Annotated in this window: 19 protein-coding genes; all 19 read right to left on the bottom strand. The window is 48.6% G+C overall.

What is annotated here, in order from left to right; translation table 11 throughout:
- Nucleotides 1–4 precede the first annotated feature (4 nt).
- The 19 genes from QM717_RS12155 to QM717_RS12065 all read right to left on the bottom strand — a co-directional run bounded on the left by QM717_RS12155 (nt 5) and on the right by QM717_RS12065 (nt 21,697).
- Nucleotides 5–766, bottom strand: a complete 762-nt coding sequence (locus tag QM717_RS12155; protein WP_415037732.1) for a polysaccharide biosynthesis/export family protein — start codon at nt 764–766, stop codon at nt 5–7.
- Between the two features lie 64 nt (nt 767–830).
- Nucleotides 831–2,777, bottom strand: coding sequence for a polysaccharide biosynthesis protein (locus QM717_RS12150; protein ID WP_415037731.1), 1,947 nt, complete (start codon nt 2,775–2,777; stop codon nt 831–833).
- A 70-nt stretch (nt 2,778–2,847) separates the two neighbouring features.
- Nucleotides 2,848–3,984 carry a DegT/DnrJ/EryC1/StrS family aminotransferase gene (locus tag QM717_RS12145; protein ID WP_415037730.1) on the bottom strand — a complete coding sequence of 379 codons (1,137 nt, stop codon included), beginning with the start codon at nt 3,982–3,984 and terminating at the stop codon, nt 2,848–2,850.
- Between the two features lie 64 nt (nt 3,985–4,048).
- Nucleotides 4,049–4,846 carry an FkbM family methyltransferase gene (locus QM717_RS12140; protein ID WP_415037729.1) on the bottom strand — a complete coding sequence of 266 codons (798 nt, stop codon included), beginning with the start codon at nt 4,844–4,846 and terminating at the stop codon, nt 4,049–4,051.
- 2 nt (nt 4,847–4,848) lie between these two features.
- Complete coding sequence (locus QM717_RS12135) at nt 4,849–5,496, bottom strand: HAD family hydrolase (protein WP_415037728.1); 648 nt, start codon at nt 5,494–5,496, stop codon at nt 4,849–4,851.
- Nucleotides 5,496–6,464: an ATP-grasp domain-containing protein gene (locus QM717_RS12130; protein WP_415037727.1), complete on the bottom strand. Its 969-nt coding sequence runs from the start codon at nt 6,462–6,464 to the stop codon at nt 5,496–5,498. Before QM717_RS12130 ends, QM717_RS12135 begins: the two co-directional genes overlap by 1 nt.
- Nucleotides 6,464–7,069, bottom strand: a complete 606-nt coding sequence (locus QM717_RS12125; RefSeq protein ID WP_415037726.1) for a sugar transferase — start codon at nt 7,067–7,069, stop codon at nt 6,464–6,466. Before QM717_RS12125 ends, QM717_RS12130 begins: the two co-directional genes overlap by 1 nt.
- Nucleotide 7,070: 1 nt before the next feature.
- Entirely contained in the window at nt 7,071–8,222 is a 1,152-nt protein-coding gene (locus QM717_RS12120) for a glycosyltransferase family 4 protein (protein ID WP_415037725.1), read from the bottom strand.
- Nucleotide 8,223: 1 nt separating this feature from the next.
- Nucleotides 8,224–9,177: a polysaccharide deacetylase family protein gene (locus tag QM717_RS12115; protein ID WP_415037724.1), complete on the bottom strand. Its 954-nt coding sequence runs from the start codon at nt 9,175–9,177 to the stop codon at nt 8,224–8,226.
- 1 nt (nt 9,178) lies between these two features.
- Nucleotides 9,179–10,225, bottom strand: coding sequence for a GNAT family N-acetyltransferase (locus QM717_RS12110; RefSeq protein ID WP_415037723.1), 1,047 nt, complete (start codon nt 10,223–10,225; stop codon nt 9,179–9,181).
- 38 nt (nt 10,226–10,263) lie between these two features.
- Entirely contained in the window at nt 10,264–11,370 is a 1,107-nt protein-coding gene (locus QM717_RS12105; RefSeq protein WP_415037722.1) for a glycosyltransferase, read from the bottom strand.
- Nucleotides 11,367–12,248 carry a glycosyltransferase family 2 protein gene (locus tag QM717_RS12100; RefSeq protein WP_415037721.1) on the bottom strand — a complete coding sequence of 294 codons (882 nt, stop codon included), beginning with the start codon at nt 12,246–12,248 and terminating at the stop codon, nt 11,367–11,369. The genes QM717_RS12105 and QM717_RS12100 overlap by 4 nt, the downstream gene beginning before the upstream one ends.
- Nucleotides 12,249–13,352, bottom strand: coding sequence for an EpsG family protein (locus tag QM717_RS12095; protein ID WP_415037720.1), 1,104 nt, complete (start codon nt 13,350–13,352; stop codon nt 12,249–12,251). It abuts the gene before it with no gap.
- 115 nt (nt 13,353–13,467) lie between these two features.
- The gene (locus tag QM717_RS12090) at nt 13,468–16,134 is read right to left on the bottom strand and encodes a T9SS type A sorting domain-containing protein (protein ID WP_415037719.1); all 2,667 of its coding nucleotides are present in this window, start codon (nt 16,132–16,134) and stop codon (nt 13,468–13,470) included.
- A gap of 28 nt (nt 16,135–16,162) precedes the next feature.
- Complete coding sequence (locus QM717_RS12085) at nt 16,163–17,569, bottom strand: T9SS type A sorting domain-containing protein (protein ID WP_415037718.1); 1,407 nt, start codon at nt 17,567–17,569, stop codon at nt 16,163–16,165.
- Nucleotides 17,570–17,735: 166 nt separating this feature from the next.
- Nucleotides 17,736–18,863 (bottom strand): glycosyltransferase family 4 protein, encoded by a 1,128-nt coding sequence (locus tag QM717_RS12080; protein ID WP_415037717.1) that lies wholly within the window; start codon nt 18,861–18,863, stop codon nt 17,736–17,738.
- Nucleotides 18,860–19,585 carry a glycosyltransferase family 32 protein gene (locus tag QM717_RS12075; protein ID WP_415037716.1) on the bottom strand — a complete coding sequence of 242 codons (726 nt, stop codon included), beginning with the start codon at nt 19,583–19,585 and terminating at the stop codon, nt 18,860–18,862. Before QM717_RS12075 ends, QM717_RS12080 begins: the two co-directional genes overlap by 4 nt.
- Nucleotides 19,582–20,709 carry a non-hydrolyzing UDP-N-acetylglucosamine 2-epimerase gene (gene wecB / locus QM717_RS12070; protein ID WP_415037715.1) on the bottom strand — a complete coding sequence of 376 codons (1,128 nt, stop codon included), beginning with the start codon at nt 20,707–20,709 and terminating at the stop codon, nt 19,582–19,584. The genes QM717_RS12075 and wecB overlap by 4 nt, the downstream gene beginning before the upstream one ends.
- Complete coding sequence (locus QM717_RS12065) at nt 20,702–21,697, bottom strand: polysaccharide pyruvyl transferase family protein (RefSeq protein WP_415037714.1); 996 nt, start codon at nt 21,695–21,697, stop codon at nt 20,702–20,704. The genes wecB and QM717_RS12065 overlap by 8 nt, the downstream gene beginning before the upstream one ends.
- Nucleotides 21,698–21,708 lie beyond the last annotated feature (11 nt).

Below are 21,708 nucleotides of genomic sequence, written 5' to 3'. Positions count from 1 at the left end.
AGGATTACCTGGCCAGCACGACAATGATCGTGATGAGCAGTGAAAGGGAGGAGAACAATACGTAAACATCGGGCCCGATGACAGACGAATTGGTTTTCGTCTTATTCGGTTCGACATACACCACATCGTTCTGCGACAAATAGTAAAAAGGCGAATTGAGGAAATCGGGCGTCGTGATGTCGACGCGGTTATAGGTTTTCTTACCGTCTTTTTCGCGGATGACCAAAATGTTTTTGCGCTGCCCGTAAATCGTCAGATCGCGCGCCTGGCTCAGCGCCTCGAGCAATGTAATCCTTTCGCCGACAATATTGTAACTTCCCGGCGTATTGACTTCACCGAGCACCGAGACCTTAAAGTTGACAATCCTAAGGTTCACGATCGGTTTCTTGACATATTCCGAAATGGCTGCCACGAGCTTGTTGTTGGCTTCGGTACGCGTGAGTCCGCCGAGCTTGATTTTGCCGATGATCGGAAAATCGATGTAACCCGCATTGTCGATCAGGTACGTTTTCAATCCCCTGTAGTCACTATCGTTACTCTGAATATCGGGCAAGTTGAACGGCGCGGCGATTTCCTCGCTTTCGGTGCTCACGATGATACTGAGCAGGTCGTCGGGTTGCAAAACCGGTTCAAAAGTGAGCGAACTGTCGTAGCTTTTTGCCTTTTCGATGTCCTGCATGTACACAATGTCTTTCTTGGAAGCGCATGAAAAAAGAAAAACCGGCACAAGCAGCAGCAGCAGTTTTGTATTCAGGGAAATTCTCATATTTGATTTTTAGGGTGCTAAGATAGTATTTTTATTTTGGCATGTACGTTTGGAGGATGACGCCTCAATTGTCCAAGGTTTGGAAAATCGAGTTCATGCTTTTGAATTCGGGAACAATTTTTTTCATTTTCAAGACGATTTCCTCGTTGTTGATGTTTTCGAAACAAGAAAGCAAATCGAGGATCGTGAGGTTGGTGATCTCGACATCGTCGCAGATTTCCTCGGCAATCATGATCTTTTCGTTGTGCGTCGGCAGTGTTTTCGACATGTCGTTGAGCAATTCCTCGTACAGTTTTTCGCCCGGACGCAATCCGATGATCTTGATCTCGATTTCCTTATCGGGCGTGAATCCGGCGAGTCGGATCATTTTTTTGGCCAAGTCGATGATCTTGACCGGTTCGCCCATATCGAAGATGAAAATTTCCCCGCCCTTGCCCATCGCCCCGGCTTCGAGTACGAGCTGGCAGGCTTCGGGAATGGTCATGAAATAACGGATGATTTCGGGGTGCGTGATCGTGATCGGGCCGCCTTCGTCAATCTGTTTGGTAAACAGTGGAACAATCGAACCGTTCGATCCCAACACATTGCCGAAACGCGTCGTGATGAATTTGGTCACATGCCCCTTGCGCTGTTTCTTGCGGTCCTCGTGCAACACCTGGACGTATTTCTCGGCAATCCTTTTGCTCGCGCCCATGACGCTGCTCGGATTGACCGCCTTGTCGGTTGAAACCATCACGAACCGCTCCACATGGTATTTGACGGCCATGTCGGCGAGGTTTTTCGTTCCGATGACGTTGGTGTAAACCGCCTGCGCAGGATTTTCCTCCATCAGCGGCACGTGTTTGTAGGCCGCCGCATGATAGACCACATCGGGTTTGTATTCCTTGAAGACGCGCTCGATAAGTTCCGTGTTGCGGATGTCGGCGAGCACCGAGGTAATCCTGGCCACCGTCGCATGCCCGTTGATTTCGAGCCCTAGGTTGTGTAATGGTGTCTCGGCCTGGTCGAGCAAGATGATGTGCAGCGGATCAAACCCCAACACCTGTCTGGTAATCTCGCTGCCGATCGAACCGGCTGCACCGGTAATCAGGATGGTCTTGCCGCTGAGCTGGGACGAAATCGAATGGGTATCGAGTACAATTGGTTTGCGTTCGAGCAAATCCTCGATGTCGAAATTCTTTACCTTGGTGGAAATCTGCTGGGTGTCTTCCCAGTCGGTAATGAGCGGAACGGTAAAAACCTTGTAGTTGAATTCGAGACATTCCTCGACCAATGCAATCGTTTCCTCCTTGCTCATGCCCTTTTCGGCGATGATCAGCGCATCGGCCTTCATCGAGCGCAAGATCACGTGGATTTTTTTGCTGTGGTTCAGGATTGGCAAATTGAGGATGCTTTTCCCGACTTTATTCTGGTTGAATTTGTCGACAAAACCAACGACACGGAAACGCCCCGGGGTTTCGGTACGCAACGCATTGGCCACCGAAATCGCATTGGCATCGGCACCAAAAATAACCGCATTGACGAGCTTTTTCTTGTCCTCCATGTGCATGTATTGCTCAAAGAAAAACTTGACCATGATGCGGAACAGGAACAACAGCAAGAACGAAATGACATAGCTCAGGAACAAGCCCGTGGTCAGGAAAGCCTGGTGGTCGAAAATAAAAATCGAGGAATAGTTGATGAGAAGCATCGTCACATAAGCCGTCGTCGTCGACACGAGCAGTTTCACCCCGTCGATAAAGGTCGAATGTCGGATGATGCCGGCATAAGTGCGGTAAATCAGGAAGCAGATGGCGTTGACAAAAGTGACGATCCCGATGCGGGTCGGTACACTCAAGGCACTCGTAAAATTGACGCTGAGGCTGTAAACGATGAGCTTCGCAATCAGGATTGCAACCACCACGATGCAGACATCTATCGAAAAGATAATCCACCTTGGCAAGTAACCAATGTTGCGGAATCTTTTCCCGAAAATGGAATTTCTTAGGATGTCAAAAATGGAATCGGCCATGGTGCGATTTGTTCAACCTTCAAATCTAAACAATTTTAAGATTTCCCTAACATATTTTCAACGGAATTTTTTAGAAAAAAGCATCAAAAACCGCTTTTATCCTTTCGCAATCGATATCGGTAAGGTTAGATCCCGAAGGCAAGCACAATCCATCGTTAAACAATTCCTCAGAAACCGATGCACCGTAATACGGATAGCGTTCGAAAACCGGCTGCAAATGCATCGGTTTCCACAACGGACGGCTTTCGATGTTCTGGGCTTCGAGCGCGAGCCTCAAATCTTCGCGCGTCTTGCCGTTGGTCTTCGACGGATCGATCGTGATGGCCGACAGCCAGTGGTTCGAAAAGAAATCAGCATTGGGTTCGGTCAACACCGTCACGCCCTCGATATGCTCAAAATAATTGGCGTAAAAATCATGCATTTTTCTGCGCAAAGTAATGTGTTTCCCCAACACTTCCATCTGTCCACGACCGATGCCTGCACAAATGTTGCTGAGCCGGTAATTGAACCCGATTTCGCTGTGCTGGTAATGCGGAGCGTTGTCGCGCGCCTGCGTGGCCAGAAAAACGGCCTTGTCTTTCTGTGCTTTTGTGTGTGAAACCAACGCGCCACCACCCGATGTCGTAATGATTTTATTGCCGTTGAACGACAAGGCGGCCAGTGCACCGAAAGTCCCGCACGGTTTTCCCTTGTAGGTACTGCCGAGCGATTCGGCGGCGTCTTCCAAAAGCGGAATGTCGTATTGGTTGGCAATCGCCCTGATTTCATCGACCTTGAACGGCATTCCGTACAAATGCACACCGATGATCGCTTTGGGTTTTTTGCCTTTTGCGATTCGGTCCTTGATGGCTTCTTCGAGTGCAATCGGAGACAGGTTCCAGGTATCGGGTTCGCTGTCCACAAAAACCGGTGTCGCGCCCTGGTAAATGATCGGGTTGGCCGAGGCCGAAAACGTAAAGCTTTGGCAAATCACCTCATCGCCCGCTTTTACGTCGAGTAAAATCAAGCCCAGATGAATGGCCGCCGTCCCCGAACCGAGTGCGGCGATGTGCACGCCGTTGCCGATGAATTGTTCGAGATCCTGTTCGAATCCGGTCACGTTCGGGCCCAATGGTGCGACCCAATTGGTATCGAATGCTTCCTGTACGAATTTTTGTTCGCTTCCGCCCATGTGGGGAGACGAAAGCCAGATTTTGGTATTGTTCATATTTTCTGTGCGCAAATCACGGGTTTTTATTCTGGTTTTCCGTCAATTTTGCGTTAGGTTTGGATTAATTGTGCTTGAAAAAAATATTTGGGGTTTTCTTGGCCTTGTATTCCGAAAACGCCTTGATTTCCTCGAGTCGGTCGTTGTAAACCGTGTAGCCGAGGCTGTAAAAGAAGTCGAAAATCTTATCGGCATCGGCCTGGATCTCGATCATCATCGCCGGTTTTTGCTTCACTATCGTATCCTTGAAGCCCTGCACGACGTTCCATTCGAAACCTTCGACGTCGATCTTGACGAAATCGGGCAATCGATCGGCACCGGCAAAATAACTGTCGAGCGTGATCACCTCAACGGTTTCCTCGATAATCTGGACGCTTTTGTCCGCCGAATTCTCACGGCTGTCGATAAAACCCTCGAATTCGGGAACAAAAGAATTGTTCTGGCCCGAAATCGGATCGATGTAAAAAGTCAATTTTTCATTGACATCGCCCGCGCCTTTCTTGACTACGGTTACGATTTCGCCGAGGTTGTCCTTGAGCAGCTTGATGTTTTTTTCGAGGTATTTGGCATTTTTCTCGCTCGGCTCGAATACATCGACCTTGCCGTTTTTGCCCACGAGATACGCATACAACGTAGAGAAATACCCTATGTGCGCGCCAATTTCGAGCGCATAATCACCGGGCTTGATCCACGACTGGAAAATCTTGATCGTATTGGCCTCGCGGTTGGCGCCATGGTACCAATACCCCTTGTGGTGATAGGTATTGAGCGAGAACTTGCTGCCCGTGTAATGGTGCTTGATGGTCGTGTCAAAAGCGGTCGCCTTGATGATTTTGAGTACTGTTTTGCGTAATAATCCCATTTTTAGTATTTGTTGATGATGCTTTTGAGTTCGGACAGCCCATTGATTTTTTCCGTCGGTAAATATATCAATTCTTTATTGAAATCCTGTGGGTGGATATTTTGGCCGTTGTCGAGCAGGCAAACCGTCGTCCAGCCGAGTTTGTTGGGCGATATGAAATCTTTCTTGACATTGTCGCTGATGTAGAAATAACGCCGGGTGTTGAATTGCGAAAACACCGCAAAATTGCGCTCATCGGGTTTTTCCGAACCAAATTCTTCCGAAACGACAATCAGGTCAAACAGGTTTTCAATATTAAGCGCGCGGATCTTGTTGCGCTGCGTTACCGAAAAACCATCGGTCACCAAACCCAGGTAATGCCCGTCGTTCTTGAGTTCGAGAAGCAAATCGCGGCTTTCGGACATCGGATCGAAATCGGGAACATGCGTGCGGTACACCTGTTTGAGCTCGTCCTTGACCGCTTTCTCGTAACGGTTTTCGAGATTCCCAAAAACATCCTGCTTGGCTTGGTACCAACCGAACATTTCATCAAAAAGCACCGGATTGTTGGGATCGAGCTGTGCGGCAATCGCCCTGAAAGCCGATTTGAGGTAATCGATTTCCTTTACCAGCGTATCGTCGAGGTCAAAAACAATGGTCTTTTTTTCCATCAATGCTTGAAATTGTGCACCAAAACTTCGTCGTCGTACCGCAGCATCATGAGGTTTTCTTCCCATTGGTGGAACACCGGGACGCTGCCGTTCATGAAATATTCGTGGATGATCCAACGCGGAAAATTGCCGCCAGCCAGGTAACTGAGCGGATAACCGCCGCCAAAACGCGGGTTGATCTCGATGCCGTACAAATCCTCGTTGTCCTTGTTGACAAAAACCTGGAACGTGATGCAACCGCGAAATCCTTTGATGTATTGCATTTTTTTCCAGATGTCGTGGATGAATTTGGTCTTTTTGGTAACCGCTTTATTGACTTCGCCGTCGCGCACCTCGATGCGTTTTCTCGGGATCAGGCATTTGAGTTCCGAATGGCGGTCGTAATACAAATCGATCGTGTATTCGACATGGCTCTGGTGGTCGAGGTATTCGAGGAACATCAGTTTGTCGTTCGAGAAATGGTATTCGGTGAGCTGCGACTGCTCCTTGATCACATAATTGTCGACGCTTCGGCTGCCGTCAATCGGTTTGAGGTACAGCGGCAAGGTGTAATTTTGTTTGTCGAACTCTTTCGCGCAGTGGATGCCATACTTTTCGAAGAACTGGTGCGTCTGTCTTTTGTCACGGAAAATCCGGACCATATCGTAATCCGAAATCACGATTTCGATGTTGTTCATGCGGAACAATTCGATGCTTTGCGAAAGCGCGAGCAATTCGGTATCGATCGTCGGGATGATGAGGCGGATGTCGTAATTGAGCGCCAACCGCAGCAAATCCTGGATGTAATCGGGATGGGAAACGCGCGGCACGCGGAAAAAATCGTCCGCGATCATGCAGGCCGAAGAATATTCGGGGTTCGCATCCGAAGCGATGACTTTGGCCGTCGGGAACACATTGCGCAGTTCTTCCTGGAAAAACCGAACCAGCGAAACGCGCCTTCCGGCAGAGGTAATCAGAATGTTGTTCATCAGTTGTATCCGTTAAAAGGTTCGGTCATCTGGGCATTTTCGGGATTGATCCCCTCCGACTTGATGACTTTTTGTATCGTTTTGAATAGAATCTTACAGTCGAGCAAGAAGCCGATGTGGTCTACATACCACACATCGTATTCGAATTTCTTGTCCCAAGAAATCGCGTTGCGGCCGTTGACCTGCGCCCAACCCGTAATACCGGGCCTGACTTCATGGCGGCGGTTCTGGAACTCGTTGTACAGGTGCAAATAGCCCGTCAACAGTGGCCGCGGCCCGATCAGGCTCATGTCGCCCTTGAGCACGTTGATGAGTTGCGGAATTTCATCGAGCGAGGTCTTGCGTACAAACTTGCCGGCCTTGGTGAGCCGGAATTCATCCGACAGTAAATTCCCGTGTTCGTCCTTCTTGTCGTTCATCGTCTTGAATTTGACGATTTTGAAAATCTTGCCGTTTTTTCCGGGACGCAACTGAAAGAAAAACGGCTTCCCATCATTGGCGAAATACAGGAATAGAGACACGGTCAACAATACCGGCGACAACAGCAGCAATCCGAAGAAAGCGCCGAAAAAGTCAATCACCCTTTTGAAAAAATGTCGGTACATGCTATTCCAGTTTTTGGTATTCGGCCAGGATCGCCTCCCAAACCACCTGTTGTTCAAAGTGCGATACGATATGCTGGCGTGCTTCATTGCGCAGCGAAATGTATAAATTTTTGTCCGAAATGAGTCGTTGCATTGCCTCAAAAATCGCCTGCTCGTTCTTGACCGGGATGATCAATCCATTTTGTTCCTGCTCGATGATTTCGTTGCAGCCGTTGATATTGGTCACGATCGACGGCAAACCCATCGCCCCGGCCTGCAACACCACGTTCGGGAAACCTTCGCGGTAGGTCGGGAAAACGAGTACATTTGAAATGGCGAAATACGGACGCACATCATTTCTAAAACCCGTTGTCACTATGAATTTACTGTTTTGTATTTTGTCCAATGTCTGTGGCAGCAAAGGATCGAGGTCGGTTTCATAATCGCCCACAAGCAACAATTTGGCGTTGTCGTATTGTGCGTGCAATTTTTCAAAAGCGGCCACCAATTCGTTGATGCCCTTGTCCTTGACCAACCGGCCGACAAAAATAAAAATGAAATCCGAATCGGAAAAACCGAGTTCCTTTTTGCGTTGTTCGTTTTGTTGTGCCGTATACTGTTCGGCAGAAAAATGCGCCGTGTCGATGCCATTCGAACTGCCATTGCCGATGACCTTGATTTTGTCCGCATCGGCGTATTGGTTTTCGAGGATGATGTCGCGCAAGCCTTTCGAATTCGGGTAAACCATAGTTGCGCATCGGTAGGTCAATTTCTCGACAAAATCGAGCAACTTCCTCTTGTTTCCCGTCGCCTCGAGCAACGGTAAACCCGCCACGGTATGCAAACGATGCGGCACACCAGCGAGTTTGGCGGCGAGCATCCCAACGATTCCGGCCTTTGGCGTATGCGAGTGTACGATAAACGGTTGCTGTTTTTTGAGAAATCGGTAGAGTTTCCAAACCGATTTCAAATCCTGAATCGGCGTGATTTTGCGCGTCATCTCTACGTGATAGACCGGACATTGCTGCAATTTTCCGACTTTCTCCAAATAATCTTGATCCGAGGAAACCATCGTCACCTCATAATAATCCTTCATGAAACGCAACTGGTTTTCGAGCAATTTCTCGAGCGAGATCGGGACGGTCGTCAGGCGGATCAGTTTCTTTTTTTCCATATCAGCACATTTCGATCATGGAAGCCGAAGCGAAGCCGAATTCCGTTTGGAGTTGTTGATAATGTTGCAAAATCGTTTCGAGCATCGCCAGATTCGTCGGTGTCGAATAGCCGAAATTGTGCGGATGCCACCACAGATGGTAACAGCGGTTGTGCTTGGCGGCATATTCCATTTCCGATTGTATCCGGGCCATTTTCAAACCCTGGATCCATTTTTCCTTTTCGGTGTACGGGCGCAGGAAACGGCTGGCAGGTTGCAAAACGATACTGTCTTTTTGAAGGTCTTTTTCGTCGAAAGTCAAGGTGCCGCTGATCGGAAGCAAGGTATCGAACGCACGCGCCATCGCCGAGAATTTGGTCGGGTTGTTCCAAAACCAAACGTCTGGATTGGTGCGTACGGTCTGGATGCCGTTGGCTTTGGCGACATTCAAATAGTCGGGATTGAATTGGTTGCGCGGAAAAACGAGCGAGCGCAATTCGGTGTTGAAATTGGCTTTGGCAATGGCTTGTGCAGCCTGTAAATCGGCAGCAAATTGGGTGGCTGTTTGTCCCGCTTCGTTGCAATAATAATGGGCAAAAGTATGCGTCCCGAGTTCCTGGTTTGGCGTCTGTACAATCTTTTCGATCAATGAAGGTGCGTAATGGTACGGATCGTCGTTTTCATTTTCGCCCACTTCGCCCCTGTCGATCAGACGGTAATACGACAAAACGTTGTTGTGGTAAGTCGGCCGTTTTTTCGGGCAGAATTCGAGCAATTGCGTTTTGTCTTTGGCGAATAAAAACCCGACGGTCGCCCAGGTCGCATGGATGTTGTATTGTTCAAACAACGCCAAAACGTTCGGGATGCTTTGACGCGTCGCGTCGAAATAATCGCGTTTCTGGTTCAGATCCCATTTTTCGGCCGCACCCCAATGCAGTTCAAAATCGAGCGATATGATGAAGGTTCCGTTTGCCATTTTATACGGTATCCGAATCGGAATAACTGAGGTACCAATTGCTGCGGTTGTTAATCGTTTCGGCGTATTTCGCATCGAAAGTACAGGCGCCGAAATGCAATTCGATCGGGCGGAATTTCTCGGGCAAATTCAAGAATGCCTGTTGCTTATAGGCCGGAAAATTGGGCGAATGCTCGAAACACCAGCTCAAAATACAATCGGCTTTTTCCTTCTTGATCTGATTGACGGCATAACTGAGCAATTGGATGCCCGCCTTTTGTTGGCCCGGGTCATAGACCAATTCCATGATGTAACCGACCTTGCCGTTGTGTTTGTCTTTGGTCACAAAAACCACAAACCCGCAATAATTGTTATTGGAATCGTGGCAATGCGCTATGCGGTAATTTTCGTTGGGTTTCAATTTGTAGCGCCAATCGAGGTAGGCCGCCTTGCGCTCGACCGCCACTTTGAAATGTTTGGAGAATTTTTCCCAAACCGAATTGACATCTTCTGGAAAATGGTGGTCTTCGGAAATCGCAAAATTCTTGTCGGCTTTGAACCCCGAGAAAGACAAACCGATATTGGGCAGAAATTGGAGGAATTTGATCTTATCGGTGAAATATTTCGACTGCAGCGGCTTGATCAAAAATGGCACCGGGTCGAGCACTTCCCAACCCAATTTGGTCTTGAATCCGTGGATCGAACTGCCATTCGGAAAACCGTAGACGAGCGCCACGCCTTTATCGGCTGCGTCTTGGTATACACTTTTGGCCAATTTGATGAACAAGCCTTTGCCGCGGTAATCGACATCGGTGATGGTATCGAGCGATTGCGTACCTACGGCCGTTTCGTTCCCGATTTTGAATTTGACACAGGAAACGGCGTAAATCGCGGCCGCTTTTTGTTTTTCGGTATCGAACGCAATGTCGACATAGCCCGTTTTTTCGGTATTCTTAAAAAATTGCCATTCGATATTTTCGCTGCGTTTCGGGCTGCCGTTCGTGTCAAAGCAGGCTTTGTAAATCCCGAGCGTTTCCGGCGTGAGGTGATAGTTGGTCAGACTTTCCATGGATTGGTTTTGAAAGCGTAAATGTAAGGAATTCCGTTTTATCGGGTTTTCAATCGGCCGTATAAATTGAGGTAGGCATCGATCATGTGGCGCATACCAAAGGATTGCACGTGCTCGAGTCCTTTTTGGACCATCGCCGATTGCAGTCCGAAATCGTTTGAAACGGCCAGGATTTTTTGCGCCAATTCGGTCGGATTTTGCTTTTCGAAGACAAAACGGTCATCGGGAACCACATCATTGATGCCAGAGACATCGGTTCCCAAAAACGGCTTTCCGCTGGCCAACGCTTCGAGTGTCACACCCGAAAGACCTTCATAGAGCGACGACAAAATGTTGATGTTGGCCAACCGCATCAATTGTGGAATGTCGTTTCTGAAACCCAAGAAATGAACCCGGTTTTCCAAACCCAATTGTTTCGCCAGTTGGATCGACGGTTCCATTTCCGGGCCATCGCCGGCAAAGAACAATTCGAAATTTGAGGGTAGTTGTTGCAACGCCTGAATCACGGTTTGCTGGTCTTTGGGCGGTGCGAAACGGGAAGTCATGAACAATTTGACGGCTTCGGGTTGGCGTTGGAATTCGGTTGTAAAAACATCAACCTCATCCATTTTTGCCGGATGAAACCGATTCAAATCGACGCCGTTCTTGATTTGATGGATTTTAGATTGCAATCCGGGAAAGCGCTTTTGAAGCATCGCTTCAACATTTTGGGAAACGGCGATGATGGCGTCGTACTTTTTATAAATCCATTTTTCGATTGGGTCGAGCCAAGCTTTGTTGCTGCGGCCATTGGAATTGGAATGTTCAGTAACAACCAAAATCGGACGACGCTTTACAAAACGCGCGGCTACCGAAACATAATACAAACACGGAAAAAGATGCACATGAAACACATCAAACCCACCCGATTGGAGCAGTTTATGGATTTGAAAAAAATACGAAAAGCTTTTGAATCCGCCGGTCCCAAGCGTCACCACTTTGATTCCTGCCGCTTCGACGGCTTTGATGTAGCTGGGTTCTTCCAAAACAGACGACAATTGGACGATCGTAATTTCATGCCCGCTTCCATACATCGGCAGGCTATCGACGAGCAGTTTTTCGGCGCCTCCTTTCCCGAGGCTCAGGCAAAGGTGTGCGATTTTCATTGGGCGGCGGTTTTGTTTCGTATGTAAAGATTGAGCAGCAATCCGAAGGGCAACGCCGCTGCGATGAGCAAAGGTTTGCGTGCCTGCGCCAAGAGCGAAAAATCTTTGGTGAAAATCGCCGAGGAAACCAAATGAACGGCACTGATGAATTTCTCCTTCAACCCGCGATTGGATTCGATTTTTTTCAAACGCGCATACGCAAACCCGCGTGGATTTTTGCGGTATTGGCGCAAGATGTTGCGCGAAGAACCATCGGCTAAATATTCGACCACGACGAGCGGTTTGTTAATGGGTTTGAGCAGGTAATCGCGGTCAATCATGGCGTACAAGGTGCCGAGCGGAACGAAATTCTCGCCTTTGAACAATGGATACGGCGGGTATTTCCGGACGACTTCGGTACGGTACACCAATTTCTTGTCGCCGTGTGCGCCGTGTACGTTGTACAGGTCGGTAAGTGTGGACTCGGTCAAATTATCGGGCATCTTCTCGCCCATGATTTTTCCTGATTTGTCAATATCGAGTCCGACGATGCCCGCAAATTTCGGGTCGAGGTTTCGGGTATTTTCGACGATGACGGCAATCGCATCATCGGGCATGTAATCGTCTGAATCGATACAGGTATTGAACTCGGTTTGGATGCGCGTATAAGCCGTATTGTGTGCGCCATGCATGCCTTGGTTTTGCTGGAATACATAATCGATTTCGATCTTGTTTTGGGCCTTCCAGCTTTCGACCAAAGTTTTCGTTTCATCGGTGGAGCCGTCGTCGATGATCATCCAGATAAAATCAGGCGAGGTTTGCCGGACCAGACTGTCGTAGAGTTGGTGCAGGCAATAAGCGCGGTTGTAGGTGGGCGTAAAAACGGTAATCGGCTTCATTTAATATTTGGCTAATATGATGTTGAGCAAATAAGTGAACGCGAAATAGCACAGCATGATGTTGCCGATGACAAGATGCTGTCTCGTGAAAAACTTATTCTTGAGCAGCGGATAAATGATGACGAGCCCGAGCATGAACCACGACAAAAAGGCAAAACGGTTCGAGAAATTCGCGCGGATGACCAAAATCCAAAATGCATTGGTGATCAAATAAGTGTTGAACAACTGCAGGTAAACCGGGTCCTCAAATTTGCGTTTGTAAATAAAGTACCAACCCGCATACACCCCGATGGCACTGTACAAAAGGAAATCCCAACGGAAGCCGCTGCTGCTGAAACGGTCGACGAGGTCTTCGTTTTCGATCAGGTAGTTCTTGAGTTTTTCATCTTCGGCAAAACCAAAACTGAGGAAAAAAGTCTCGAGTACGCTTCCAAGCGCCAATGAGATTGGGATGGCCGCGAACCAGGCTTTGAGGTATGTTTTGGTGTCTTTGTAATACATTGCTGCGACATAGGCCCCGGAAGGAATCAGCATCGATTTATGGAACAACACCGCCAGCAACATGATGCCCCATTTGTGGTACTTGTTGTCGGTGACAAAAACGAACAGGAAAATGGAGGTCGCCACCGCATTGCGCAATCCGTTGGTCGCCGCACCCCAAAACGACAGGGAAATGAGCAACATGAAAAAACCGTAGAACCAAAAATCGTTGAACATTTTTTTGGAAACGGTGTAAAATGGAAAAATGTACAGGAACGCAATCGTCAGGAAGAAAAACTGCGGCAGCATCACATAGGAACACAATTTCATGAAAATCTCAAAACCAATGTCCTTGCCTTGCAGGATGAGCGGTGCGCCGTCGAGGTAATTGGTAAAATAAATGTTGTACATCCCCATATCGCCGAAATGGCTGAAAGTAATGGGACGCAATCCGATGAAAATAATAGAGAACGAAAGCAGCAAAATACCGACGCCGTTTTTGACTTTGAGGTTTTGCCCATTTTCAAGCGCCACGTTTCTGGATTGCAGGAAGAAGACCAGTACAAAAACCAGTAGGATATTGTAGAATACGTCGTCGTATAAGGCAACCGGTATGTCAATCATCCGCGGGTTCGTTTTATTGAAAGGTTCGTTGGCAAATGTAGCGAAATTGTATACAGCTTGCCAAAAATAAAAAGCGCCCCAATCGGAGCGCTTTTCGAAAAAATGTAAAAACCGATTAGTTTTTAACCAGTTTGAGGTTCTGTTTGTTGTCGCCTTGCGTCACGATGACATTGTAAATGCCCGCTGCATAACGGTTGCCGATGGTAACGGTTTGCGCGGCATCGACGGTGCGGTTTTCAACCAGCTTGCCCAAAATATCGAACACTTGGATCTGCACCGGCCCGGTAGCCTGCGTATAGATGTCGATGTTGAATTGGTCGTTGAATGGATTCGGGCTCGCGAAAGCCTCAAAGTCTTTGCTGCTTGCGTTGGTAATCGACGATCCTGCGGCGATTGCCCGCCATGAATTTCCGGTTGAGAAAGAGCACAGGTCGCTCCATTTTCCATGCGCTGGCGGCCCTGCTGTAGCATCCGTTTCAGCCATATTGTAGTTGAGCGCCGAACGGAAAGTGTAGGTCGTATTGAGCGCCACAAAATTAGAAATTGCCGGAGCGAGCGTAAGCGCTCCTCCCCAAGTAACGTTGAAATAGAAGAAGTAATCTGGCGCAGTAAGCGGATTTCCGGTCTTTACATACTGCACTGCACCGGTACTGGTATTGGTAATTTCCCAAAGGAAACCTTGCGGCGCACCATCACGGGCGGTAGTGGCCAACTGGATTTTTCCTCCTGATGGCTCAAGACCGGTATCCCCGCAATTGTGGAGCGAAACCCAAGCATAATTTTTAGGAGTCCTTACGTGGCAGGTGTCGCCAAAATACCAATTCCCGTTTTTGTACAAACCGACAGTAATGATGTACTCTGTATCGAAATCCATGAAACCGATTGGCAACAGGTCAGGATTGCCTACACGGAGTTTCCAGGTATTGGTCGTGATGTCTAATGGAGTGGGTCCGTACAATCCATCCGCGCGTTGGATGATCCATCTGTAGTTGCCGTTGTCTGATGCATAATTCTGGGCCGTAAAGCCTTTGGACATCAAATCGAGCGTACCGTTACAAAGCGGATCGACCACTCGGGTCAATTGGATGTTGCCCGGTTTGAATACGAGTGCAAAACGCGTAATGTCATCGGTTGTGGTAGTGCTCGTTGTAAAAGTAAAAGGAAAATGCTTGATGTTATGGTAAGCATATACCGGGTTTCCGAGTCCGTCTACCCCAGTCTTTTCTCTCAGGAAGAAAGCCTTCGCGCCGAAAATACCATCAAATTTTTCAGCCCTGATGGTGTAGGTTCCGGCCGGACAGGTAAAACCGATCGGCACGACATCGTTGTTGTTGAAAGGCGAACCCAATGTTCTTCCCTGGATGCCCAGTTTAGGACAAGGAGTTGCCGCGGCAATCATGGTATAAAAAGCAATGCTGCTTTCGGCGGTATACACTTCGGCATCGTACATCTTGTCGTAGGTATTGACCGATCCGGCGATATTACCATTGGTCGTTGTAGCCGCCGGCATGTATCCCACGAGTGTCTCCTTGTACAACGAACCAGCGCCTCCGCTACCCGATTCAAGGCTCAGCCAGATGCGGTTTTTCTCCAGCGGGGCAATCATCTGTACCGACCCGCCTTTGTAAAACTGCTGGTCTGCCGTTGCGATGCCATAGTCACGCATGTCGTTGGTAAAAGTAGCTACGCCGCCAGTGGAACTGAGTCCCATTACAAAAAAACCTTGGCACGAAGCTATTTTTCCCGTCGGACGGTTGGAATTGTCCGGCCCGTAAATAGGATCATTAAATACCCTTCCGGTTCCGATACCGCCGGTAAGATTGTACATCACATAATCGTTGCGGGTGTAATTGATTGGTGCCGTTCCGTTTCCGGGGAAATTCGGGCTGATGGGCGTGTTGTGGGTCCACATCATCAACGCTCCGTTGATGTGGGTAATATTATCCGGATGCGTCAAGAACGAATCGGCATCCAAAGCAGACGGGTATGGATTCCCGATCAAATTGGGCGACATTTTTGACACGCAAGGCGTATAAGCCCCGCCCGAAATCGACTTGGTAATTGTTCCATTGTGTGGTTCGCCCGTAAACTCAACCACCCATCTGTCCTGGTAAGGCGACGCAAAAGATTGCGGCCCGCGGATGATGTATCCCCTTCCGGCAGGATCCATCGTACTGCTGGAGGCGACGTTTTGCCAACGCCCGGTATTGTAAATGGCGGCATCGGTACCAGCGGGCGTGGCGGTCTCGTCCCAATAAAAATATTTGTCGAAAAGTGGCCCTACATAACCCGGCGGGTACGGGTTCAGATACAGTCCTGTATCCACCCCAATGTCTTCCATCACTTGTCCATCGACTGGTGCACAAAAATAAGTGTAATCGAATTTTTCAGTGATTCGCGTCGTGCGTTGAACGGTAATGGCCGAATTGACCGAGTTCGGATTGTCCTGCAGCAATTGCGCATTGGCACGCAGGCTCACGTTTCCGGTTGGGGCCACGACGATGTTGTTCGTTACACGGAGCACGGCATCGCCATTAAAGGTGACTTTTTTGCCATCGCGTACTTCGAGGTCATACACTACCAGGTTTTCATCGGTGGTGAAATCGGCAGCAAAAATGGCCTTGGTCTCCTTGTCTGGGATTCCATTGCTCCAGTTAGAGCCATCCCAGGTTGTTGTTTTGGGCTCGGTCTTGCCCGCGAGTTGTTGTGCTTCGACTACGCCTGTCCCGAACAGCAGCGCGCAACACAACACCATGCACAATCTTTTGAATTGTTTGTTCATAGTTAAAGTATTTAAGGATTATTGATTCCTAATGCTTTGTAACCTTTGTGGTAGTGTGGTATTGGCCCGATTTCAGGCAGATGAAATAAACGCCCGGCGCATAGCTTTCAAAATCGATGACTTCGCGGTTTTCACCTGCCAAGCCCTGGCTGTCTTTTTTGAAGAGTTGCTGCCCAAGCGCGTTGAAAATTTGTATGGTGTTGGTCTGGCTTTCTTTGGTAAAATAATGGAAAACAGCTTCGCCGCTTACCGGGTTCGGATAGAGGCGTCCTACGGGATCCGATTCGAAATTCTCGACAGACAACGTGCAAACATTTCCCACCTGCAACGGCAAGGCATTGGCATCGAGTGTTCCGTTGCCCAAATTGCCATAGCCATTCCAGCCCCATGCATGCAAGGTTGGCTGGAGAGGGAGCCCCAAAGTAAAACCACTTCCGGTAGCCACTTTGCCCCAGGAATTCGAGGAAATAACCGGTGTAGGTATGTTGCGGTTGGTTGTTGTCCCGTCGCCAATTTGCCCGTAAGAATTGATGCCCCAGGTCCACATGCTGCCGTCGCTTTTGATGGCCGCACTGTGGTAACTGCCCGAACTGATTTCAACCCAACCGGGACCCGGTGCAATTTGAATGGCAGCCGGCACCTGCTCGGTTGGTGGCCCACCATTCCCTACGTTGCCATTGACATTGTTTCCCATCGACCACAGGCTGCCGTCGGTTTTGATCATAAGGCTGTTCGATATTTCGCCTTTGGACACCTTGAGCCAGTCATAGGTATTGTTTCCCGATTGCACGGGCGTTTCAAAATAATGGAAGTTGGTATTAACCCCTAATTCCCCTCCATTTTCAGTACCCCAGGCCCAGAGCGAGTGGTCGGTTTTGATGGCCAGTGTGCCGTAATCGCCTGCTGCAACCGATTCCCAATCGTTGGCGGTGCCGATGCGTGCTGGAACATGGTATTCTTCAATATCGTTGTCGATTCCTAAATTGTTTCCTTTACCCCAACCCCAAAGCGATCCGTCCGACTTGATGCCAAATGTATAGTCGGTGCCCACCGACAACTGCGTCCAGTCGGAATCGCTACCGGCCTGCACCATTAGGGTACTGATCAGGTTTACACCGAAATTCCCATCGCCAATTTGTCCAAAATTATTGCGCCCGCAACCCCAGATGGTTCCATCCGATTTGAGCGCCATCGTGCGGCCAGTTCCTACCTTGACCGAAATCCAGTGGTTGTCGGTTCCTATCTGAGTGGGCGTAGATTTATCGGCAGTGGTTCCATCGCCGAGTTGCCCGTAGTTGTTCCTGCCCCAAGCCCATAGCGTCCCATCCTCTTTGATCCCAACCGAATGGTCGCGTGACGCATCGATGGTTTCCCAGCATTGGGCGAACCCATTGCAAAACACCAAAAGCGAAAACAAAAACGCAATTTTTTTCATAGCAAGCATCATTCAAAGTGGAGGCTCGAATTACATTCATCTGGCGTGATGCAGGTCGGTAAAATTAAAACGGTAAATGTCCTAGTGGAGTTGGACCTTTCAAACATAGTAAAAATAATATTACAAAAAACGAATACCGTTAAAATTTTGTAATCTTTTCATTACTTTATCTGTTGGCGTTGCGACGGATGAGTTCGTCCCATTTGGCCATGACCAATGCCGGGCGGAAACGATCCACATTGGCGTGACCCTTTGCCCCCATTTGCCTGCGCAGGTTTTCATCGTTGATGAGTTGCAGCATTTTTTGGGCGAGATCGGCGGGATTTTCGGGCTGGGCCAAAATGGCATCCTCGTTTTCGGTCAAGATGCTGCGCGGACCCGTCGGGCAATCGAACGAAGCCACGGGCAAACCGTGCGACAAGGCTTCGAGCAACACCATCGGGAAGGTTTCGAAACGAGAGCTCATCACGTAAAATTCAGACCGCAACAATTCTTCGCTGACGTTCGAAATTGCATCGCCCACGACCAACGGATTTTTGAAGTTGTGCTTTTTGACCTGTTCGCGCAACGCTTCCTTATCGGAACCATTGCCGAAAATCTTGACCGTCCAGTCTTCGATTTGGTTATCGATTTTGGCCCAGGCTTCAATGAGCAAATCGTAGCCTTTCTGGTAATTCATACGGCCCAGCGAGAGGATTTGCTTTTGTTTGGGCTGGGAAGATTCCGGTACGTTGGCTTCGAAAAAATTCGGGATGATGACGGCATTTTTGCGTTGGTAGAAATCGTATTCGGCTTGGTTCAGGAAAACGATGTTCGTGTATTGATTCTCGACAAATTCGATGAACAGACCCGCCAGTTTCTTCTTGATTTTAACAACCGCCGACGCATTTTCATAACCGAGCTGGAAGCCGTAATACGACGTATGGTATTCGTTGTAAATATTGAATCCTTTGGCCAAATACGGCAACGCAAACCGGATCCACGTGAGCGAAATCAGGAAAACCGCATCGGGATTAAAACTGCTGATTTGCTGCTGCAACAGTTTGTAATGCTTCGGGAATTTCTTGACGTTAACCGGGCTGAAATAACTTTTGCCTTCGACATAACCGATGTTCAAATCCACGTGTTTGACCTTGCCGGAAATCGGGTAACAAGCCGGTTTTCCTTTTTGTTCCGATGTAATGAGCATCACCTCATACCCAAAAACCTCGGCCCAGTAATTGAGTTTCTGGATCAGGATTTTTTCGGCCCCGCCGTGCAGGTGGACTTGTTCGGTGATGTATAGAATTTTCATCGTCTTTTGATGATATCGATAAAAAATTGGATGTTCTTGTAACCGAAAATATTCATCGCCTTCATCTTTAAAATGTTGCGCCATTTCTTGTGGAACGGAATCCACGACTTGGCGAAATGATGGATGCAATAGGTGTTTTTGGTCAAATCGATGTTGCCCGTGACGTAACTTTTCGGACAGAAATAATCGTTCGGGTAAAACGTCACATACCCTTCTATTTCCTGGAATTTGTTGTTCATGACAAATCCTTTTTGCTTCATCATTTGTGTGATGATGTAAGTGTTCGAGGTCGTTTCCAAAGTACCATCGGCTTTGACAAACGGTTTGTTGTCGTAATACGCCAAAAGATCCTTGACCCATAGTCCGCCTTTTTCGCTCGCCATCATTCCGGTCGGCACATTCTCCGGATTTTCAAAACCCGAAAAGGCCGCGTGGTGCAGGAAATCGTCATACGAACGCAGCGCCTCGACATCAGTGTCCATGTACACGCCGCCCATCTGGTCGAGCGCATACAGTCGGCAAACGTCTGAAATAAAGGCAAACTTGCGGTTTTCCAAAGCCTGTTTGGCAAAAATGAACTGATCGAGCGGAAAGTTATTTTCGTTCCATTCGATGATCTCATAATCGGGTAAAAACTGCTTCCACGACTCGAGGCATTTCACCGCGAGCGGTGGCAGCGGATTGCCGCCAAACCAACAATAATGGATAATCTTTGGAATCATAGTTTTTGTTTGATGAATTCGATGATGCGCTGGTTCGCCTTTCCGTCGCCGTACGGGTTGTGCGCTTTCGACATTTGTTCGTACACCGAAACATTGTGGAGCAATTCGAATGCACTTTCGGCTATTTTCGACGCATCGGTGCCGACGAGCTGAACGGTTCCGGCTTCGAGCGCTTCGGGACGTTCGGTGGTTTCGCGCATCACGAGCACCGGTTTTCCAAGCGATGGCGCTTCTTCCTGAACGCCGCCCGAATCGGTGATGATCAGATACGACTGCTTCATCATCCACACAAAAGACGGATAATCGAGCGGATCGATCAAGTGAATATTGGAATGGTTCGACAGCAATTTCATTACCGGTTCCTGCACATTCGGGTTCAGATGCACCGGATAGACGATTTCGGCATCGGAATTTTCGGCAATGTTCGCCAAAGCCTTGCAGATATTGAGAAATCCGTCCCCGAAATTTTCACGGCGGTGACCCGTGACCAAAATGACTTTCTTTGAAAAGTCGATTTTACCTTTAAGTTCGTCAATCTTGGGATTCGAGAAATTGTTTTCAAGCTTGTTGACCGTCCACAGCAACGAATCGATCACGGTATTTCCGGTCACGCTGATGTTTTCGGCCTTGATGTGTTCGCTGAGTAAATTTTGTTCGGACACCTTTGTCGGCGCAAAATGGAAATCGGCGATCCGTGCCGTGACTTGTCTGTTCAATTCCTCAGGAAACGGCGCGTATTTGTTGTACGTCCGCAAACCGGCTTCGACATGACCCGACGCAATCCCGCGGTGAAATGCCGCCCACGCACAAATACTCGAAGTCGTCGTATCGCCGTGTACCAACACCAAATCGGGTTGTTCTTCGGCCAGCACCGTATCCATTTTCATGAAAATACGGCCGCTGAGTTCGTTGAGCGATTGGTTGGGTTTCATGATGTCGAGGTCGAAATCGGGTGTGATTTCAAAGAAATCCAACACCTGATCGAGCATTTCCCGATGCTGCGCGGTCACGCAAACCTTGACGTCAAAATCGGTTTGCCGCAGACTGTGCACGAGCGAACACATTTTGATGGCCTCGGGCCGCGTTCCAAAACAAACGAGTATTTTTTTGGTCCTATTATGCATGTTGGTTTTCCGAAATTTTCTGTGCGATAAACGCGCGGCATTTTGCCTTTAAAGGTTCGGCCAAGGCGTGGTGTTTTCCGAGGTTCTTGACCTTAGTATCTTTGTTGACTTTGCCTTCGAGCCCGAAATTCGAGGTCCATTTTCCGGTCTTGCTGTCGATGTCGATGCGATTGAACAATTCCAGAATTCCGTCAAATCGGCAAGAGTCGACGAAACTGTCGAAACCGTTGACGAAAATCACGGGCGTCCCGAGTGCGAGACACGGCAAAGCGCAATGGATCCTTGAAGTGATCACGAGTTTTGCCTTGGCGTATTTGCGCAATAAATCTTCGGCCATTTCGAATTTCTGTTCGTCGGTGTATTTGCCGGCAGGCGGTTCCTGATTCACATAGATCGCCGACTTCAATAAATCGTCATCGATGAAATTCCCGATGTGTTTTTTCATTTTCCCGAGTTCGAAAATCGCCCCGCTTTGGATGCTGCGCAAAAATCGCTTGGTATGGTACGTCACTTTTTCCCAGGTCGGGTAACTGTACAACGGATCGACGATGTAGATGTCCTCGCCCCTTTCGGAATCATCGACTTTGTACGAATCCAAGGTCAGGGTCAAACATCCGGTGAAATAGGCGTCGATGCCTTTCGCTTTCAAGGTATCGGCCGAAAACTGGTCGCGGCAACCAATCGGCTCATGCTTTTTAAGGTAAGCGATTCCCTTCTCCGAAAGCATGTACGGCGCCGCGGTATTGTTGATGTGGAACGACACAAACAGCGGATCGATGTTGTCCGACGGCACCCAATGGTGGATGTTGTGCGTGAACCAACCGTTCATGATGAGCTGGATTTTGTCGCCATCGTATTCGCCCAACTTTTCGCGGTTGAGCAAAGTGTCGACTTTCGGCAGGAATTGCTTCGCGGCCAAGCTCTGGATGTTGTCGCCTACGTTAAAAAATTTCTTGTTTTCTTCGTATGTCAGTAAACCGTATAACATGGGGTTTGTGG

Origin of the sequence: Flavobacterium sp. (assembly GCF_047602195.1) — a bacterium.
In the GTDB taxonomy this organism is placed as follows: Bacteria; Bacteroidota; Bacteroidia; order Flavobacteriales; family Flavobacteriaceae; genus Flavobacterium.
Note: the sequence above shows the minus strand (reverse complement) of the source record. Positions and strands in the feature narration are given on the sequence as shown.

Coding starts and splice junctions, on each gene's coding strand:
- QM717_RS12065 (WP_415037714.1), bottom strand. CDS start 21,697: ATGTTATACGGTTTACTGACATACGAAGAAAACAAGAAATTTTTTAAC.
- QM717_RS12090 (WP_415037719.1), bottom strand. CDS start 16,134: ATGAACAAACAATTCAAAAGATTGTGCATGGTGTTGTGTTGCGCGCTG.
- QM717_RS12140 (WP_415037729.1), bottom strand. CDS start 4,846: ATGGGATTATTACGCAAAACAGTACTCAAAATCATCAAGGCGACCGCT.
- wecB (WP_415037715.1), bottom strand. CDS start 20,709: ATGCATAATAGGACCAAAAAAATACTCGTTTGTTTTGGAACGCGGCCC.
- QM717_RS12150 (WP_415037731.1), bottom strand. CDS start 2,777: ATGGCCGATTCCATTTTTGACATCCTAAGAAATTCCATTTTCGGGAAA.
- QM717_RS12120 (WP_415037725.1), bottom strand. CDS start 8,222: ATGGAAAAAAAGAAACTGATCCGCCTGACGACCGTCCCGATCTCGCTC.
- QM717_RS12145 (WP_415037730.1), bottom strand. CDS start 3,984: ATGAACAATACCAAAATCTGGCTTTCGTCTCCCCACATGGGCGGAAGC.
- QM717_RS12155 (WP_415037732.1), bottom strand. CDS start 766: ATGAGAATTTCCCTGAATACAAAACTGCTGCTGCTGCTTGTGCCGGTT.
- QM717_RS12135 (WP_415037728.1), bottom strand. CDS start 5,496: ATGGAAAAAAAGACCATTGTTTTTGACCTCGACGATACGCTGGTAAAG.
- QM717_RS12130 (WP_415037727.1), bottom strand. CDS start 6,464: ATGAACAACATTCTGATTACCTCTGCCGGAAGGCGCGTTTCGCTGGTT.
- QM717_RS12105 (WP_415037722.1), bottom strand. CDS start 11,370: ATGAAAATCGCACACCTTTGCCTGAGCCTCGGGAAAGGAGGCGCCGAA.
- QM717_RS12080 (WP_415037717.1), bottom strand. CDS start 18,863: ATGAAAATTCTATACATCACCGAACAAGTCCACCTGCACGGCGGGGCC.
- QM717_RS12110 (WP_415037723.1), bottom strand. CDS start 10,225: ATGGAAAGTCTGACCAACTATCACCTCACGCCGGAAACGCTCGGGATT.
- QM717_RS12075 (WP_415037716.1), bottom strand. CDS start 19,585: ATGATTCCAAAGATTATCCATTATTGTTGGTTTGGCGGCAATCCGCTG.
- QM717_RS12100 (WP_415037721.1), bottom strand. CDS start 12,248: ATGAAGCCGATTACCGTTTTTACGCCCACCTACAACCGCGCTTATTGC.
- QM717_RS12125 (WP_415037726.1), bottom strand. CDS start 7,069: ATGTACCGACATTTTTTCAAAAGGGTGATTGACTTTTTCGGCGCTTTC.
- QM717_RS12095 (WP_415037720.1), bottom strand. CDS start 13,352: ATGATTGACATACCGGTTGCCTTATACGACGACGTATTCTACAATATC.
- QM717_RS12085 (WP_415037718.1), bottom strand. CDS start 17,569: ATGAAAAAAATTGCGTTTTTGTTTTCGCTTTTGGTGTTTTGCAATGGG.
- QM717_RS12115 (WP_415037724.1), bottom strand. CDS start 9,177: ATGGCAAACGGAACCTTCATCATATCGCTCGATTTTGAACTGCATTGG.